Here is a 17,391-nt window from a genome sequence, read left to right as displayed (position 1 = left end):
CCTGCTTGGCTGGCGGGCACGTCGAGGGAGGGGGCCCGACCATGGTGCGGGGGATCGCCGGGGCGAGGGTCGTGTGGGCGCGGCTGCTGGCCGTCCTGTTCGTGCTGATGGTGGTGGACGTGCTGAGCGCGGTGCTGGACGCCGTGCCCGGGGACGGTCTGCTCCCGGGCGGGTTCGCCACGGTGGGTGCCGTCATCGTGGCGATCGTGGCCCTCTCGTTCCTCATGAACGTCGCGCCGACCGCCGCGACCCGCCCACCGGTGGAGCTCGCGCCCCCGGTGCGCGGCACCTGGACGGCCGTCAACAGTCCCGGCCAGCGGGTCCCGAGCCACGGCACGCGCACCCGCGGGCAGCTGTGTGCGGTGGACCTGTGCGGCCGATCGACACCGGGCACCCCGCCCCTCGTCCGCTTCGGGCTGCGGGGCACGCGACCCGAGCGGTACCCGGGGTTCGACGCACCGGTGCTCGCCATGGCGGCCGGCGAGGTCGTCGCCGCCACCGACCGCCGGGGGGACCACCGCGCCCGGGACACCTGGCAGGGCCTCCTGTTCATGCTCACGCTCGAGGGGATGCTGCGCGAGGTCGTCGGCACCCGGGGGGTGCTCGGCAACCACGTGCTGGTGCGGCACGACGACGGCACCGTGGCGGCGTACGCCCACCTGCGGCAGGGGTCGGCGACGGTGCGGGCGGGCGACCGCGTCGCAACCGGGGCCGAGCTCGGCCGCGTCGGCAACACCGGCAACACCTTGATGCCCCACCTGCACGTGCACCTCATGGACCGCGCGCACGTCGATGCCGCCGCAGGGCTGCCGCTCACCTGGCCGACGATCACGTGTACCGGGGAGATCGACGCGCCGTTCACCGGCTACGCGAAGGAGCCGCACGCGAGCGCCCTGCCGGGCATGCCGCGCAACGGCGAGATCTTCACGGCCCCGTGAGCGGCACCAGCCGCGGCACGAGCCGCACGTAGACCACCATCCCGACGAGCTCCACCAGCGTCTGCGTGACGACGACGAGCGCCGCGATCGCGTAGGCCTCCGGCAGCGCCAGGGCCAGCGGCAGCACCACGAGCGAGTTGCGGGTCGCCCCGCTGAACACGAGCGCCCGCGCCGCGGGGGCGTCGACGCCGGCGACCCGGGCCGTGAGGGCACCGACGGGTGCCATGACGACGAGGAACGCGACGTACACGGGGACCACGGCGAGCAGCGTCGTCAGCCGCCCGCCCGCGATGCCCGGCACCTGGGAGGCGACCACCACGGCGAGCGTGGCCGCCATCAGCGGGACCATCGCCGCTGCCGCGCCGTCCACGACCACCCGGCCGGCGCGTCCCCGGCGCGCCGCGAGCTGCACGAGCACGGCGGCGGCGAGCGGGAGCACGATGAGCACCAGCAGGGCGTGGAGGAACGGCCCGACCTCCACCACGTCGGCGACGTCGGGGCCGACGAACAGCCAGAGGTACGCCGGGAGCAGCACCGCCTGCGCCAGCATCAGCAGCGGCGCGGCGGCCAGCAGCCGCTCGGCGGCCGCGCCCGCGAGCCCCGCGAACACGATGACGTAGTCGATGCACGGCGCCAGCAGCACGAGCAGCACGCCGACGAGCACTGCGCGGTCGGCGGCGACGAACCGGCTGAGCGCGCCCACGACGACCGGCACCAGCACGAAGTTGAGCGCGAGCAGCGCCAGCAGGAAACGGCCGTCGCGGAGGGCGGGCCCGAGGGCCGCGAACGGTACGCCGAGGAAGGTCGCGAACAGCAGCAGGCCCAGCACGGGCTCGATCGCGACGTCGAGCGCCGCAGCGCCGGGGAGCAGCAGCCCGCCGAGACCCGCCAGGACGATCGCGAGGAGGTAGACCGCGACCTGGTGGCGCTCCAGACCCGCCACGACACCCCTCACGGGTCGGACGGTAGCCCGCCCCGCAGACTGGAGGCATGACCGCCCCGACCCGCATCGCCCTCGTCGTCGGAGCCGTCCTCGTGCTCCTCGTGGGTGCGCTCGTGCTCGCGATGACCCTGCAGGACCGCACGACGCCGACGGCGGAGGTCGACACGTCCCGCCCCTCGGCCCTGGTGCGCGAGGACAGCCACGTGCTCGGCGAGGAGGGCTCGAGCGGGGTCACGTTCGTCGAGTTCCTCGACTTCGAGTGCGAGGCGTGCCGCGCGGCGTACCCCGTCGTCGAGCAGCTCCGCAAGGACCACGCCGGCGAGGTCACCTTCGTGCTGCGCTACTTCCCGCTGTCCGGCCACGCCAACGCCGAGCCCGCGGCGCGCGCCGCCGAGGCGGCGGCGCGGCAGGGCGAGCTCGAGGCGATGGTGGACCGGCTCTACGAGACCCAGCCGGAATGGGGCGAGCAGGACGACCCGAAGGACGCGCTGTTCCGGTCCTACGCGGAGGACCTGGGGCTCGACATGACCCAGTACGACGCGGACGTCGCCTCGGCGGAGGTCGCCGCGCGGGTGCGGCGCGACGTCGACGACGGGCTCAGCCTCGACGTGCAGGGCACGCCGACGTTCTACGTCGACGGCCGGCTGGTGCAGCCCGAGACGGTGGGCGACCTGTACGACGCGGTCGAGGACGCGTTGGCGCGCTGAGCGCGCCGGGGATCAGCGCCGGGCGAGGTCGAAGGTCGCGGACAGGATCGCCGCGACGAAGGCGACCAGCACGAAGAGGGCGAACGCCCCCGCGAGGCCGACGCCCACGAGGGTCTTCCGGAACGGGGCCGAACCGGCCACCAGGTAGCGCATGAGTGCGGGGCTCCTTCGAGGTTTTTATCGATCAAAAGGAAGTGTCCCACACGAGTCCAGACGATCGGGCACGAACGCAGGAGACCGCCGTTTCCCTACCTGGCGTAGTTGACTAGTCGGTCTGCCCCGGATGCCGGCCCGCGGCGCGGCGACCTAGCGTGGGTGGCATGTCGACGTCCCGCACCCGCTGGCCCGGATGGGTCTACGGCGTCGGCGACGAGCCGGACCCGCGGTTCAGCCTCGCCAACGAGCGCACGTTCCTGGCGTGGATCCGCACGTCGCTGGCCTTCGTCGCCGGCGGCGTCGCCGTGGACGCCGTCGACCTCGGGCTCGACGACGGGGTCCGTACGCCGCTGGCGGTGCTCCTCGTCCTGCTCGGCGTCGTCTGCGCCCTCGCGTCGTGGGCGCGGTGGGCGCGCACGGAGCGCGCACTACGGCTGAGCGCCCCGTTGCCGGGGTCGCCGCTGGGGGTGCTCGTCGCGGTCGGTCTCGTGGCCGCGAGCGTGGTCGTGCTGGCGTCGCTGTGAACGCCCGGTGACCTACTCGAGCGACACCGCCGCCCCGGAGCGCACGTCGCTGGCCTGGCAGCGCACCGCCCTGTCGCTGGCAGTGGCCGCCGTGGTGATCGGGCGGCTAGGCCTGGGTGCGCTCGGCCCCGTGGCGGTCGTCGGCGCAGCGTTGGCGGCGCTCTTCGCCGCAGCCGTGCTCCTTGCCCGGCGGGTGCTCGATCGTCCGGTGGAGCGCCGGGGCGGCGCCGTACCCCTCCTCCTCGCCCTCGCCGTCCTCACCCTCGGCACCGTCGAGGTCGTGGCCGCGGTGGTGGGCTGAGCGCGTCGAGTTGTCACGTACGCCGCGTCCGACGCGGCGTACGTGACAACTCGACGCAACGGGTCAGGCGACGGGGACCTCGGAGGGCTCGGTCGGCTCGGCGGCACCGAGGGTGCCGACGGGTACGTCGCGGCGCACGGGCACCACGCGAGCACCGTCCTCCGGCTCCAGCCACACCGTCGAGCCCACCTCGAGGCCGAGCGACCGCGCGAAGGTGCGCGTGAGGGTCACGACGACCTCGTCCGCCTCGCGGGCACCGTCGGGCCGGACCGCGACGCGCACCTCGAAGCCCACCCGGGTGATCCGGACGACCTCGCCCCGCACCGCGCCCGTGCCGGCTGCGGCCGGGAGCGTGTGGACGACGACGTCGTGGGGGCGGATGAGGTGGCCGTCGAGCACCGTGACCTCGCCCAGGAAGCCCATGACGAAGTCGTTGGCCGGGGCGTCGTAGAGGTCGTCGGGGCTGCCGACCTGCTCGATCCGGCCCCCGTTGATGACGACGATCTCGTCGGCGACCTCGAGGGCCTCCTCCTGGTCGTGCGTCACGAAGACGGTCGTCACGTGCACCTCGTCGTGCAGCCGGCGCAGCCAGTCGCGCAGCTCCTTGCGGACCTTCGCGTCGAGCGCGCCGAACGGCTCGTCGAGCAGGAGCACCGACGGCTCGACCGCGAGCGCCCGGGCGAGCGCCATGCGCTGGCGCTGGCCGCCCGAGAGCTGCGAGGGCAGGCGGTCGGCGAACTGCTCGAGGTGGACGAGCTCGAGCAGCTCGTGCACCTTCGCCTTGACCTCGGCCTTGGGGCGCTTGCGGATCTCCAGGCCGAAGGCGACGTTCTTCGCCACCGTCATGTGCTTGAAGGCCGCGTAGTGCTGGAACACGAAGCCGACGTTGCGCCGCTGCGGGGGCAGCGCCGTCGCGTCGACGCCCTCGATCTCGACGGTGCCGCCGTCGGCGACCTCGAGCCCGGCGACGATCCGCAGCAGCGTCGACTTGCCGCCGCCGGAGGGGCCGAGGAGCGCCGTCAGCCGGCCCGTGGGGATCGAGACGCTCACGTCGTCGAGGGCGACGAAGTCGCCGTACTTCTTGGTGACGCCACGCACCTCGATGCTCATGCGCGCTCCTCCTTCGGACGCAGGTAGGTGACCACCACGAGCGCGATGATCGAGATCAGGACGAGCACGAGGGCGGCGGCGTACGCCGCAGGCTCGTCGAACGCCTGGTAGTGGTTGTGGACGAACAGGGTCGCCGTCTCGCCGCGGAACTCCGCGCCCGAGCTGACGATCTTCACCGCCCCGAACTCGCCGAGGGAGCGGGCGGAGGTGAGCACGACGCCGTACACGACCGCCCACTTGATCGACGGGAGCGTGATGCGCCGGAAAACCTGGCGACCGTTGGCGCCGAGCGAGCGCGCGGCCTGCTCGGCGTCGGTGCCGATCTCCTCCAGCACCGGCACCACCTCCCGCACCACGAGGGGGAGGCTGACGAACGCCGTGGCGAGGATGAGGCCCGGTGTCGAGAAGATGACCTGGATGCCGACGGTCTCCAGGGTGCCGCCGAACCAGCCCTGCGTGGAGCTGTAGGCCAGCACCAGCGCGAGACCGACCACCACGGGCGAGACGCTGAGCGGCAGGTCGACGAGCACGGAGAGCACGCGCCGCCCCACGAACCGGTAGCGCACCAGCAGCAGCGAGATGCCGACGCCGAAGACCGTGTTCGCGATGACCGCCCAGATGGCCACCGTGATGGTCAGGTTGAAGGCGTAGACCGTGGCCGGGTCGGTGAGCCGCTCGAGGAACGGCCCGACACCGCCCTCGTGGTTGCCCGTGGCCCGGAACGCACGGTCCGCGACGAGCGAGACCGGCCACGCGACGAGCAGGAACAGGTAGAGCACGACGAGGACGCGCAGCACGTAGGTGACCGGCCCGCGTCGGGACCGGATGAGGCGGGAGTCAGCCACGGACCGCCACCCTCCGCGAGACGACGTCGAGCGCGACGATCACGAGTGCGGAGACGAGCAGCAGGATGAACGCCACCACCGCCGCCTTCTCGTAGTAGTCGCCCTCGATGTACTTGAGGATCCGCAGCGAGGCCACCTCGGTCTCCCCCGCCTTGTTGCCGGCGATGAGCACGAGCGAGCCGAACTCGGAGATGGCCCGGGCGAAGGCGAGCGACGTGCCGGCCGTGATGGCGGGCACCAGGCTCGGCAGGATGATCCGGCGCAGGATCGTGGCCTGGGTGGCCCCCAGCGACGCCGCCGCCTCCTCGACCTCCGCGTCGAGCTCGGCGAGCACCGGCTGCACCGTGCGCACGACGAACGGCAGCGTGACGAAGAGCAGGGCGAGGAAGATGCCTGTGCGCGTGCCGACCACGTTGACGCCGATCGGGCTGCGCGGGCCGTAGAGGCTCAGCAGCACGAGGCCGGCGACGATCGTCGGCAGCGCGAAGGGCACGTCGATGACGACCTCGAGGAGCCGCTTGCCCCGGAAGTCGTCGCGCACCAGCACCCACGCGATGACGGTGCCGACGACCGCGTTGACGAGCGCGACGCCGAGGGCCTCGCCCACCGTCAGGAGGAGCGCCGAGCGCGTGTCGGGCTCGGAGACGACGGACACGAACGTGCTCCAGCCCCCCTCCGTCGCGGTGACCACGACGGCAGCGAGGGGCAGGAGCACGAGGACGCTGAACCACAGCATCAGCAGGCCGAGGCCCAGCCCCGAGCCGGGGCCGAGCCGGTCGGAGGCGCGCAGCTGCCGCGGCGGCCGCCCCGGTCGGGACGCCTTCCGCGGGCCGGCGGGGGGCGGGCCCCCGCCCGGGCCGGAGCCCGGGACGGGGGCCGTGGTGGTGCTCATGACGACGTCACCGGGCCCGGAGCTGCTCGTAGAGCGCGCCCTCGTCGAACCACTTCTCGTTGGTGGCCGACCAGCCGCCGAAGTCGTCGGCGATCGTCAGCAGGTTCGTCGGCGTCGGGAACGGGTCGGACGGGTCGTTGGCGCCCTCGACCTCCACGTCGATGTCGACGTCGCCGACCGGCCGGAAGCCCTTGCGCACGAACTCCGTCTGGCCCTCCTCGGAGAGCACGAAGTCGAGCCAGTCCTGCGCGGCCGGGTTGGCGTCCTCCAGGATCGCGCCGGGGTTCTCGATGAGGAGGGTCGTGTCGGGGACGATGTAGTCGTAGGACCGGCCCTCCTGGCGCGTCAGGATCGCCTCGTTCTCGTAGCTGATGAGCACGTTGCCGAGACCGTTCTCGAAGGCCTCGGTCGCCTCGCGGCCGCTGCCGGCCCAGGTGGAGACGTGGTCGAAGAAGTCGACCATGTAGTCCTCCGCCTCGGCCTCGGACTTGCCGGCGGCGATCTGCGCGCCGTACGCCGCGAGGATGTTCCAGCGCGCCGCGCCCGAGGAGGCCGGGTCGGCGGTGACGACCTGCACGTCGTCGCGGGTCAGGTCGTCCCAGCCCGTGATGCCGAGGGGGTTGCCCTCCTCGACGACGAGGACGGCGACGGAGCTGGAGACGATGCCCTTCGTCGGGCCGGAATTCCAGTCGTCGGCGACCAGACCGGCGTCGACGAGGCGGGTGACGTCACCCTCGAGCGAGAAGTGCACGTAGTCGGCCTCGGCGCCGTTGACGACGGCGCGGCTCTGGTCGCCCGACGCGCCGTAGGAGCCCGACAGCTCGAGGCCCTCGCCCTCGGGCGTCTCCTGGAACTTCTCGAAGATGGCGTCGTTGGCGGCCTCGGGGACGGCGAAACCGACGATGAAGAACCGGTTGTCGTCGTCGCCCCCGCCACCGCTGGCGCTGGCGCAGCCCGCGAGCGTCACGGCGAGGGTCGTGGCGACGGAGCCGGCCAGGAACGTGCGGCGGCGGACGGAGGGCAGGGGCATCTCGGGGACCTTTCGGGCGGACCGGTTCGGGACGGTCGCTGAACAATGTCGAGAAGACTAGGCAACTTGGCTCTGTCGCTCTCCTTTGTCCACCTTATGGACATGGGTCTCGAGGTCTAGGATCGTGCGGTGACCAGCCGCGACGCGCGCGCCGGGTTCGCGATGGGCGCGGGCGCCTACGCGCTCTGGGGCGTCTTCCCCCTCTACTTCCCGCTGCTGGAGCCCGCCGCCCCGTTCGAGATCCTGGCCCAGCGCGTGCTGTGGTCGACGGTCGTGATGGTCGGCCTCGTGGTCGTGCTGCGGCGCACCGACGCCCTGCGCGCCGTGCTGGCGTCGCGCCGTACCTTCCTCCTCCTCGTCGTCGCCTCCTTCACCATCAGCGTCAACTGGGCGACCTTCATCTACGGCGTGAACTCGGGCCACGTGCTGGAGACGTCGCTGGGCTACTTCGTGAACCCGCTCGTCACCGTCCTCATGGGGGTGCTGGTGCTCGGCGAGCGGCTGCGTCCCGCCCAGTGGGGCGCCCTCGCGCTCGCGGGGGTGGCCGTCGTGGTGCTGACCGTCGACTACGGGCGGCTCCCCTTCGTGGCCGTCCTGCTGGCCCTCAGCTTCGGCACCTACGGCCTCGTCAAGAAGACGGCCGACGTCGGCGCGGTCGAGAGCCTCGCCGTCGAGACCGTGCTGCTCGTCCCGTTCGCGGGCGCGTACGTCGTGTGGCTGGGCGCGACCGGCGCTGCGGTCTTCGCCACCGAGGGTCCGGGGCAGGTCGCCCTCTTCGCCGGCCTCGGGATCGTCACCGCCCTCCCCCTGCTGCTCTTCGGGGGCGCCGCCATCCGGGTGCCCATGGTCGTGCTGGGGCTGCTGCAGTATTTGGCGCCGACGCTGCAGTTCGTGCTGGCGCTCGCGTGGTTCGGCGAGGAGATGCCCGCGACGCGGTGGATCGGGTTCGTGCTCGTGTGGTGCGCGCTCGCGGTCTTCACCGCCGAGATGGTCACCCACGCGCGGCGCCAGGCCCGGTTGACGGCCCGGGCCACGACCGCGTCCTAGCGACAGCGGCCGTTCACCCGGGCGTCGACCCGGGTTCGTCCACCTCGGAGGTGCTGCTCCTACGTTGCCGCCGAGCCGTCACGACCTCCGTGGCGCGCGTGCCAGCAAGGAGCGACGCCCCCATGACGCACCTCGACGGGACCACCCCGCCCTCTTCCGCCGTGACCTCCACCACCGACGGCGAGCCGACCGCCCCGACCGCACCCCGACGCCTCCTGCCCCTGCTCCGGACGCAGGGCGGTCCGCACGGCAACCGCAGCTGGGCCACCTGCCTCTACCGCTGCGGCAACGCCTGCGACCACCCCGAGCCCAACACGTCCGGCAACGAGCACGTCCAGGACGTCATCCGGACCGCGATCGCGCGTCGTACCGTGCTCGGCGGCGCCGCCGCCGGCGCCGGCGCGATGGTGCTCGGCGGGTTCGCGACGACCTCGGCGGCCGCCGCCGGCGGGTACGACGCGGGAGCGTCCGCCGCGGGCGCCGTCCGCGGCAAGCAGGTCTCGACCGACCCCTTCACGCCCGTCGCCCCCAACCGCCGCGACGCCCTCACGGTGCCGGCCGGCTACCGGCTCAACGTCGTCGCCGCCTGGGGCGACCCGGTCGTGCCCGGTGCCCCCGCCTTCGACGTCTACCGCCAGACCCCCGAGGCCGCCGCGCAGCAGTTCGGCTACAACAACGACTACGTCGGCGTCATCAGCCTGTCGACGACGAAGGCCCTCCTCGTGTGCAACCACGAGTACACCAACGAGGAGGTCATGTTCCCGGCCGGTGAGTACACCGCCGAGGAGATCCGCCGGATCGCGCTGATGTCGCACGGCATGAGCGTGCTGGCCGTGGAGCGTCCGAACGCGACCGCGGGCCACTGGGTGCGCAGCACGAGCAGCAACGTCCGCTACAACCGCCGCATCACCGGCGAGACGCCGTTCGTCGTCGACGGACCCGTCGCGGGCCACGACCGGCTGAAGACGTCCGCCGACCCGACGGGCAAGCGCGTCCTCGGCACGCTCAACAACTGCGCCGGCGGCACCACGCCGTGGGGCACGGTGCTCTCCGGCGAGGAGAACTTCAACCAGTACTTCGGGACCGCCGGCACCATCCCGTCGACCCACGCCGCGTCGTACCGTCGCTACGGGATCTCGGCCAGCAGCGAGCGGGGCTGGTACCAGACCTGGGACCGCTTCGACCTGGCCAAGGAGCCGAACGAGCCGAACCGCTTCGGCTGGATCGTCGAGATCGACCCGCTCTCGCCGGACGAGCCGCCGGTGAAGCACACGATGCTCGGCCGCTTCAAGCACGAGGGCGCCAACGTCGCGATCGCGCCCAACAAGAAGGTCGTGGCCTACATGGGTGACGACGAGCGGGGCGACTACCTCTACCGGTTCATCTCGAAGGACACCTACCGCGAGGGCACCGACGCCGCCTCGCGCCGCCACAACAAGCAGCTGCTGAGCAAGGGCGCGCTCTACGTCGCGAAGCTGACGGGCGACGGGCTCGAGGACGGCGTCTGGGACGGCACCGGGCAGTGGATCCTGCTGTGCACCGACACGGTCAGCAACGTGCCCGGCATGAGCGTCGCCGACGTGCTCATCGACACCCGTCTCGCGGCGGACAAGATGGGCCCGACCCGCATGGACCGCCCCGAGGACGTCGAGCCCAACCCCGTCAACGGCCGTGTCTACGCCGCGCTCACCAACAACTCCAACCGGGGCAGCAGCTACCCGGCCGACGAGGCCAACCCCGTCACGCGGTCGATGGTGCGCTCCGCGCCGGGCGCCGAGCTCACGGCCGCCTCGGGCAACCGGAACGGCTACGTGCTCGAGATGCAGCCGGTCGGCGGCCACACGGGTGGCACGTTCGTGTGGCGCCTGCTGCTGGTCTGCGGCGACCCGGCCGCGCCGGAGACCTACTTCGCGGGCTACCCGAAGGACAAGGTCAGCCCGATCAGCTGCCCCGACAACGTCGCCTTCGACTCGAAGGGCAACCTCTGGGTCTCGACCGACGGCAACGTGATCGGCTCCAACGACGGCATCTTCCGCGTGCCCGTCGACGGCCCCCACCGCGGCAAGGTCGAGTCGTTCCTGACGACCCCGATCGGCGCCGAGGCCTGCGGCCCGCTCATCACCCACGGCGACCGCACCGTCTGGGTGGCCGTGCAGCACCCGGGCGAGGGCGGCACGTTCGCGTCGCCCATCGGCCTGTGGCCGCACACCCACCGCTACCCGCGGCCGGGCGTCGCGGTGGTCTGGAAGGCCTGAGCCCCACCCCCCACCGCGGTCGTGGTGTCAGACCTGCGATTCCTGCAGGTCTGACACCACGACCCGGGACTAGGCCCCGCCGGACGCGCGGTTCGCCTGGGCCACGGCCAGGCCGACGAACACCGCGACGACGGCGGCGGTGGTGACACAGGCGACCAGGAGGCCGGCCCCGCTCTCCGCCCCGCTGCGGGCGACGGCCAGCGGGATCGCCGCGCCGAGGCCGGTCGCGGCGGCGCCCAGCAGCGGGAGCCGCGCCGCGACCAGGCCGCTCGAGCGCGAGCCGCCGAGCAGCGTGGTGGCCAGCAGCAGCAGGCAGACGGCTCCGACGACGACGGTGGCGGCCCAGAGCGGCCAGAAGACGACACCCACGTGGATTCCTCCCGAGTTGGCTCCCGCAGCGCTGTCGAGCCTAGCGGCGTCCGCTGGGCGGGGGTCAACCGAAAAGAGCGGAACCGATCAGGCCGTGCGCGTCGCCACCACGTCGGCGAACGCCTCGAGGGCGTCACGCACCGGACCCGCGGGGAGCACCGCGAGACGCTCCTTGGCCTCGGTGGCGCGCGCCACGACGTACTCCCGCGCCTCGGCGAGCGCCGGGTGCGCTCGCAGCAGCCCCAACGCCTCCGCGTGGAGCGCGTCGTCGGCGGCGAGGTCCGTGCGACGCGGGTCGAGCAGCTCCTGCAGCCGGGCGTCCGCCGGGTCCGTCGAGCGGCCCACGAGCAGCACGGGCAGCGTCGGCACGCCCTCCTTGAGGTCGGTGCCGGGGGTCTTGCCGGACTCGGTCGAGTCGGAGGCGATGTCGAGGATGTCGTCGGAGAGCTGGAACGCGGTGCCGACGATCTCGCCGTAGGCCGTCAGCGCGTCCACCACCTCGACGGGCGCGCCGGCGAACATCGCGCCGTACCGCGCCGACGTCGCGATGAGCGAGCCGGTCTTGCCAGCCACGACGGCCAGGTGGTGCTCGACGGGGTCGACGCCGTCGCCCGGCGGCACCGTCTCGAGGATCTGGCCCTCGACGAGCCGCGCGAAGGTCTGCGCCTGGATGCGGACCGCGTCGGGACCGAGGTCGGCCGTCAGCTCCGAGGAGCGCGCGAACAGGAAGTCGCCGGTGAGGATCGCCACGAGGTTGTCCCAGCGCGCGTTGGCGGAGTCGGCCCCGCGGCGCAGGAGCGCCTCGTCCATCACGTCGTCGTGGTAGAGCGACGCCAGGTGGGTCAGCTCGACGACGCAGGCGGCCCGCTCGACCTCGGGCGCGGCGGGGTCCTTGCCGACCTCGGCGGCCAGCAGCACCAGGAGCGGACGGAACCGCTTGCCCCCCGCCGCCATGAGGTGGGCCGCCGCCTCCGAGACGAACGGCGCGCTGCCGCGCACGTGGGCGGCCAGCGCCGTCTCCACGACCGCGAGGCGCTCGACGAGCCGCTGCGCCAGTGCAGGGTCGGTGACGGGAAGGGCCAGGCCGCCGGTGTTCGAGCTCACCTGAGGAATGATCCCGCATCCCCCGCCAGCTCGAGCAACGGGCCCGGCACCACGCCGAGCGCCACCGTCGCGAGCAGCGCGATGCCGATCGTGACGCTCGTCGCGGGCGACGGGACGACGACCGCCGGCGGGTCGGCGGGCGGGTCGGCGAAGAACATCGTCACGATGTGCCGCACGTAGAAGTAGACCGCCACGATGCTCGAGGTGATCGCCACCGCGACCACCGGCCACGCGCCCGCGCCGGCCGCCGAGGCGAAGACCGACCACTTCGCGACGAACCCCGAGGTGAGCGGGATCCCGGCCAGGCTGAGGAGGAACACGGCGAACGCGCCCGCGACCAGCGGGGACGTGCGCCCCAGGCCCGACCAGCGGTCCACGCCGCTCGCCTCCCCGCCCGCGTCCCGCACGAGGGTCGTCACCGCGAAGATGCCGACCGTCGCCACGCCGTACGTCGCCAGGTAGAACAGCACCGCCTGCAGCGAGGTCACCTGGTCGACGCCCAGCTCGCCCCTGCCCTGGAGGCCGAGCACGCCGGTGAGCAGGAAGCCGGTGTGGGCGATGGACGAGTAGGCCAGGAGGCGCTTGATGTCGCTCTGGCCGACGGCCAGCACGACGCCGCCGAGCATGGTGAGGATCGCGACGACCCACACGAGGGGCGCCCAGTCCCAGCGGGCGTCGCCGACCGCGACGTACAGGAACCGCAGCACCGCGCCGAAGGCCGCGATCTTGGTCGCCGCCGCCATGAACGCGGTGACCGGGGTCGGGGCGCCCTGGTAGACGTCGGGGGTCCACGCGTGGAAGGGCACCGCCCCGACCTTGAAGAGGAGCGCCACCATCACCAGGGCCACGCCCGCCAGCAGCAGCACCGTCGGGCCGCCGCCCGCACCCACCGCGGCGGCGATGGCCGCGAGGCTCAGCGTCCCGGAGTAGCCGTAGAGCAGCGCCGCGCCGTAGACGAAGAAGCCGGAGGAGAAGGCGCCGAGGAGGAAGTACTTCATCGCCGCCTCCTGGCTCAGCAGGCGGCGACGGCGGCCGAGGCCGCACAGCAGGTAGAGCGGCAGCGACAGGATCTCCAGCGCCACGAACATGGTGAGCAGGTCCCCCGCCGCGGCGAAGAGCATCATCCCGGCGACGGCGAACGTCAGCAGGGGGTAGACCTCGGTGTGCTCCCAGCGGTCGTACGACGCGGGTGCGCCCCCGTCGCCCGTCGCCTCGCCCGCTCCCCCGGTGCCGATCCCGGGCCCGCCGCCGAGGTCGGCGCCCGGCGGCACGGAGGCCTGGCCCGCGAAGACCGGCAGCCCCGCGTCGACGCGGCGCTCGGTGAACAGCGCGAGCCCGCCGACGGCGACGACCGCGAGCAGGCCCCACAGGAACACCGCCGGACCGTCGACGACCACCGCACCGGCGAGCGTCACGTCGCCGTGCGCCGCGCCGCCCCCCTGCGACGGCAGCTCGAGCGCCACGACCACGCTGAGCACGAGGGCGGCCAGCAGGCCGATCGCGGCGATGCCCGCCTGCACGGGCCGCCGGAGCGACCGCGGGGTGAAGGCCTCGACGGCGATGCCGACGAGCGCGGCGGCGAAGACCGCCAGCAGGGGCGAGACGAGCAGCCAGTCGATCGCGGGGGCGGTGAACTCCATCAGTTGCCTCCCTCGGCAGCGGGCAGGGCGCTGGCGACCTGCTCCAGCACCTGCGTGGTCGTCGGCTCGATGACGTCGGTGAGCAGGGTCGGGAAGAAGCCGAACCCGACGAGCGCCACGACGAGCGGCACCAGCACCCCGACCTCACGGGTCGTGAGGTCGCCGATGACGCGCGGATCGCCCCCGGCGCCCGCGTGGTCGAGGGTCTCGCCCTCGGCTCCCGGCACCGGCCGCGGCGGTCCCGTCATCGAGCGCTGGTAGGCCCACAGCACGTAGATCGCCGCCCACACGATGCCGGTGACGGCGATCGCGCCGACGTACCAGGCGTAGTCGAAGGCCGCGAGCGTCACGAGGAACTCGGAGACGAACGGCGCGAGGCCCGGCAGGCCGAGGGTCGCCATGCCGGCCAGCAGGAACAGCCCGGCGAGCACCGGCGCCGCCTTCTCCATGCCGCCCATGGCGCTGATCGACGCCGTGCCCGCGCGCCGCACAGCGAAGCCGGCGACGAGGAACAGTGCGGCCGTCGCCAAGCCGTGGTTGACCATGTAGAGGATCGCGCCCGTGTGGCCCTGGTCGGTGAGCACGAAGATGCCGAGCACGATGAACCCGAAGTGGGACAGGGACGTGAGACCGACCAGCCGGAGCAGGTCGTCCTGGCCGATGGCGATGAGCGCGCCGTACACGATCGAGATCAGCGCCAGCGTCACGACGACCGGGGTGGCCCACGTCGACGCCTCGGGGAAGAGCCCCAGGCAGAAGCGGATCATCGCGTAGGTGCCGATCTTGTCGAGCACGCAGACGAGCAGCACGCTCGTGCCCGTCGTCGCCGTCTGCGTCGTGTCGGCCAGCCAGGTGTGCACCGGGAACAGCGGCGCCTTCACCGCGAAGGCGACGAAGAAGCCGAGGAACAGCCAGCGCCCCTCCACCACGCCGAGGTCGAGGGCGGCGAGGTCGGAGACGAGGTAGGACGCCGGGCCCTGCTCGGTGGCGACCACGTAGAGCCCCACGACGCTCATCAGCATGACGAGGCCGCCGGCCAGCTGGTAGACGAGGAACTTCGTCGCCGCCCGGCCCCGCTCGGCCCCGCCGAAGCCACCGATGAGGAAGTAGGCGGGGATCAGCGTCGCCTCGAACACCACGTAGAAGAGGAAGACGTCGGTCGCGAGGAAGACCGCGAGCGCCGCCGCCTCGAGCAGCAGCACCCAGGCGCCGAAGGTGGCGCGCCGGTCGCGGTGGTCGGCGCCGCGGGGGTCCCCGGGCGCGTGGATGCCGTCGCCCGGCTCCCCCGTGCGCCACTCGGCGACGAGCACGATCGGCACGAGCACCGCGGTGAGCAGCACCAAGACGAGCGCGAGCCCGTCGACGCCGAGCGCCCAGTGCACGCCCAGCGGCTCGATCCACGCGTAGGACTCGGTGAGCTGCATCCCCGACCCGTCGAGGTCGTACGACGCGAGCACGCCCAGCGCGACGGCGAGGGTCACGAGGGAGCCGCCGAGGGCCACCCAGCGGGCGGTGCTCCCCGCACCTCCCCCGGACGACGGGGCGAGCCGCCCGGCGGCGATCACGAGGAGCGCCCCCACGAAGGGGACGACGACGAGCGCGGTCAGCATCACCAGGTCACCGCCACCATGGCCAGGACGACGATCACGGCGCCGAGGAGCACCGAGAGCGCGTACGTGCGGACGTATCCGTTCTGGGCCCGGCGCAGGACCGAGGCGAGGCCCGCGATCCCGCCCGAGCCGCCCTCGACGGCCCCGTCGACGGCGCGGTCGTCGACGACGACCAGGCCCCGCACCAGCGCCGCGCCGGGCGCGACCACCAGCCCGTGGTTGATGGCGTCGCCGTAGAGGTCCGCCCGCGCGGCGCGGGTCACGAACGAGACGTCGCTCGGCGCCTCGCGCGGCACCTCCCGACGCCCGACCAGCAGCACGGCGACGGCCACGCCGACGGCGACCACGGCGGTCACGAGCAGCGTGATGACGATGACCGGGACCGGCAGCTCGTGGTGCTCCACCGGGCCGACGACCGGGGCGAGCCAGTCGGTGATCCAGTCGCCGACCAGGAGCACGCCACCGAGCACGCTCAGCGCGGCCAGCACGACGAGCGGCACCGTCATCACCTTCGGCGACTCGTGCGGGTGCACGTCCGGCTCCCACCGCTTCTCGCCGAAGAACGTCATCAGCATCAGGCGCGTCATGTAGAACGCCGTCACGCCGGCACCGACCAGGGCGGCGGCACCCACGACGTAGTTCTCACCGATCGCCGCCTCGACGATCTTGTCCTTGCTCCAGAAGCCGGAGAACCCGGGGAAGCCGATGATCGCGAGGTAGCCCATCGCGAACGTCACGAACGTGACCGGCATGGCCTTCCGCAGCGCGCCGTAGTGCCGCATGTCGACGTCGTCGTTCGTCCCGTGCATCACCGAGCCGGCGCCCAGGAACATGGTGGCCTTGAAGAAGCCGTGGGTGAGGAGGTGGAAGATCGCGAAGGCGTAGCCCGCCGGGCCGAGACCCGCCGCCAGCATCATGTAGCCGATCTGGCTCATCGTGGAGCCGGCCAGCACCTTCTTGATGTCGTCCTTCGCGCAGCCGATCACCGCACCCCAGAGCAGCGTCACGCAGGCGACGACGACGACCGCGGTCTGCGCGACCGGGGCGTTCTCGAAGACGAAGCTCGACCGCGTCACCAGGTAGACACCCGCCGTCACCATCGTCGCGGCGTGGATGAGCGCCGACACGGGCGTCGGGCCCTCCATCGCGTCGAGCAGCCAGGCCTGCAGCGGCACCTGGGCCGACTTGCCGCAGGCGCCCAGCAGGAGCAGCAGGCCGATCCACGTCATCGTCTGCTCGCCGGCCTCGCCCGCGGCCGCGCTCACGCCGACGAACGCCGTCGTGCCGAAGGTGACGAACATCAGCATGATCGCGAGGCTCATGCCGATGTCGCCCACGCGGTTGATGACGAAGGCCTTCTTGGCGGCGGCCGCCGCCGACGGCTTGTGCTGCCAGAACCCGATGAGCAGGTACGACGCGAGCCCGACGCCCTCCCAGCCGAGGAAGACGCCCAGGTAGTCGGCCGCGAGCACCAGCATGAGCATCGCCGCGACGAAGAGGTTGAGGTAGCCGAAGAACCGGCGCCGACGCTCGTCGTGGGCCATGTAGCCGATGGAGTAGACGTGGATGAGCGTGCTCACGCCGGTGATCAGGAGCAGGAACAGCGCGGAGAGCGGGTCGTAGAGGAGGTCCATCCCCACCTGGTAGGACCCGACGTCGACCCACGTCCACAGGTGCTGCGTGAGCTGGCGCTCGCCCTCCTCGCGACCGAGCAGGGCCACGAAGAGCAGCACCGCCACGACGAAGGAGCCGGCCACGGTGGCGGTGCCGAGCAGGTGGCCCCAGCGGTCGGTGCGCCGACCGCCGACGAGGAGCACCAGGGCACCCAGCAGGGGCAGGCCGATGACCAGGCCGAGCAGCGTGAAGACACCCTCGGCGGCCGACGGGTCGACCACCGGCACCTCGTGGTGCCCCTCGGCC

The 17,391-nt window shown here is 72.7% G+C and carries 17 protein-coding genes; 6 read left to right on the top strand and 11 right to left on the bottom strand.

Going from position 1 to position 17,391, the window contains the following annotated elements; genetic code table 11:
• Positions 1-41 precede the first annotated feature (41 nt).
• Positions 42-938 carry a M23 family metallopeptidase gene (locus tag PIR53_18940; GenBank protein WZH52080.1) on the top strand — a complete coding sequence of 299 codons (897 nt, stop codon included), beginning with the start codon at positions 42-44 and terminating at the stop codon, positions 936-938.
• Here the strand turns inward: PIR53_18940 and PIR53_18935 are convergent.
• Positions 925-1,893, bottom strand: a complete 969-nt coding sequence (locus PIR53_18935) for an arsenic resistance protein (protein WZH52079.1) — start codon at positions 1,891-1,893, stop codon at positions 925-927. The two genes, PIR53_18940 and PIR53_18935, sit on opposite strands and share 14 nt — an antisense overlap.
• Before the next feature lie 35 nt (positions 1,894-1,928).
• Here PIR53_18935 and PIR53_18930 point away from each other — a divergent pair, with 35 nt between their 5' ends.
• Positions 1,929-2,588 (top strand): thioredoxin domain-containing protein, encoded by a 660-nt coding sequence (locus PIR53_18930; GenBank protein ID WZH52078.1) that lies wholly within the window; start codon positions 1,929-1,931, stop codon positions 2,586-2,588.
• A gap of 12 nt (positions 2,589-2,600) precedes the next feature.
• Here PIR53_18930 and PIR53_18925 read toward each other — a convergent pair whose 3' ends face one another.
• The gene (locus tag PIR53_18925) at positions 2,601-2,741 is read right to left on the bottom strand and encodes a hypothetical protein (GenBank protein WZH52077.1); all 141 of its coding nucleotides are present in this window, start codon (positions 2,739-2,741) and stop codon (positions 2,601-2,603) included.
• A 167-nt stretch (positions 2,742-2,908) separates the two neighbouring features.
• Here PIR53_18925 and PIR53_18920 point away from each other — a divergent pair, with 167 nt between their 5' ends.
• Positions 2,909-3,268 carry a DUF202 domain-containing protein gene (locus tag PIR53_18920; GenBank protein ID WZH52076.1) on the top strand — a complete coding sequence of 120 codons (360 nt, stop codon included), beginning with the start codon at positions 2,909-2,911 and terminating at the stop codon, positions 3,266-3,268.
• A gap of 7 nt (positions 3,269-3,275) precedes the next feature.
• On the top strand, positions 3,276-3,569 hold the full coding sequence (locus PIR53_18915) for a DUF202 domain-containing protein (protein ID WZH52075.1): 294 nt from the start codon (positions 3,276-3,278) through the stop codon (positions 3,567-3,569).
• A 63-nt stretch (positions 3,570-3,632) separates the two neighbouring features.
• Here PIR53_18915 and cysA read toward each other — a convergent pair whose 3' ends face one another.
• From cysA to PIR53_18895, 4 genes are read right to left on the bottom strand one after another with little or no spacing between them, the layout of a single operon-like run.
• A complete protein-coding gene (cysA, locus tag PIR53_18910) occupies positions 3,633-4,679 on the bottom strand; it encodes a sulfate ABC transporter ATP-binding protein (protein WZH52074.1) in 1,047 nt (348 codons plus the stop codon).
• Complete coding sequence (locus tag PIR53_18905) at positions 4,676-5,524, bottom strand: sulfate ABC transporter permease subunit (protein ID WZH52073.1); 849 nt, start codon at positions 5,522-5,524, stop codon at positions 4,676-4,678. Before PIR53_18905 ends, cysA begins: the two co-directional genes overlap by 4 nt.
• Positions 5,517-6,416 carry a sulfate ABC transporter permease subunit CysT gene (gene cysT, locus PIR53_18900; GenBank protein ID WZH52072.1) on the bottom strand — a complete coding sequence of 300 codons (900 nt, stop codon included), beginning with the start codon at positions 6,414-6,416 and terminating at the stop codon, positions 5,517-5,519. Before cysT ends, PIR53_18905 begins: the two co-directional genes overlap by 8 nt.
• A gap of 7 nt (positions 6,417-6,423) precedes the next feature.
• Positions 6,424-7,446, bottom strand: coding sequence for a sulfate ABC transporter substrate-binding protein (locus PIR53_18895; GenBank protein WZH52071.1), 1,023 nt, complete (start codon positions 7,444-7,446; stop codon positions 6,424-6,426).
• A gap of 129 nt (positions 7,447-7,575) precedes the next feature.
• Here PIR53_18895 and rarD point away from each other — a divergent pair, with 129 nt between their 5' ends.
• Together rarD and PIR53_18885 are read left to right on the top strand one after the other, a co-directional pair.
• Positions 7,576-8,493, top strand: coding sequence for an EamA family transporter RarD (gene rarD, locus PIR53_18890; GenBank protein ID WZH52070.1), 918 nt, complete (start codon positions 7,576-7,578; stop codon positions 8,491-8,493).
• Positions 8,494-8,615: 122 nt separating this feature from the next.
• Positions 8,616-10,748 carry a PhoX family phosphatase gene (locus PIR53_18885; protein ID WZH52069.1) on the top strand — a complete coding sequence of 711 codons (2,133 nt, stop codon included), beginning with the start codon at positions 8,616-8,618 and terminating at the stop codon, positions 10,746-10,748.
• 69 nt (positions 10,749-10,817) lie between these two features.
• Here PIR53_18885 and PIR53_18880 read toward each other — a convergent pair whose 3' ends face one another.
• From PIR53_18880 to nuoL, 5 genes are all read right to left on the bottom strand, one after another.
• The gene (locus tag PIR53_18880; protein WZH52068.1) at positions 10,818-11,117 is read right to left on the bottom strand and encodes a hypothetical protein; all 300 of its coding nucleotides are present in this window, start codon (positions 11,115-11,117) and stop codon (positions 10,818-10,820) included.
• An 87-nt stretch (positions 11,118-11,204) separates the two neighbouring features.
• Entirely contained in the window at positions 11,205-12,221 is a 1,017-nt protein-coding gene (locus PIR53_18875) for a polyprenyl synthetase family protein (protein ID WZH52067.1), read from the bottom strand.
• The gene (gene nuoN / locus PIR53_18870) at positions 12,218-13,861 is read right to left on the bottom strand and encodes an NADH-quinone oxidoreductase subunit NuoN (protein ID WZH52066.1); all 1,644 of its coding nucleotides are present in this window, start codon (positions 13,859-13,861) and stop codon (positions 12,218-12,220) included. The genes PIR53_18875 and nuoN overlap by 4 nt, the downstream gene beginning before the upstream one ends.
• Positions 13,861-15,471 carry an NADH-quinone oxidoreductase subunit M gene (locus PIR53_18865; protein WZH54480.1) on the bottom strand — a complete coding sequence of 537 codons (1,611 nt, stop codon included), beginning with the start codon at positions 15,469-15,471 and terminating at the stop codon, positions 13,861-13,863. The genes nuoN and PIR53_18865 overlap by 1 nt, the downstream gene beginning before the upstream one ends.
• The gene (gene nuoL, locus PIR53_18860) at positions 15,471-17,366 is read right to left on the bottom strand and encodes an NADH-quinone oxidoreductase subunit L (GenBank protein ID WZH54479.1); all 1,896 of its coding nucleotides are present in this window, start codon (positions 17,364-17,366) and stop codon (positions 15,471-15,473) included. Before nuoL ends, PIR53_18865 begins: the two co-directional genes overlap by 1 nt.
• Between the last annotated feature and the right edge of the window lie 25 nt (positions 17,367-17,391).

The sequence above is a fragment of the Nocardioides alkalitolerans genome (assembly GCA_038184435.1).
In the GTDB taxonomy this organism is placed as follows: domain Bacteria; phylum Actinomycetota; class Actinomycetes; order Propionibacteriales; family Nocardioidaceae; genus Nocardioides; species Nocardioides alkalitolerans_A.
Note: the sequence above shows the minus strand (reverse complement) of the source record. Positions and strands in the feature narration are given on the sequence as shown.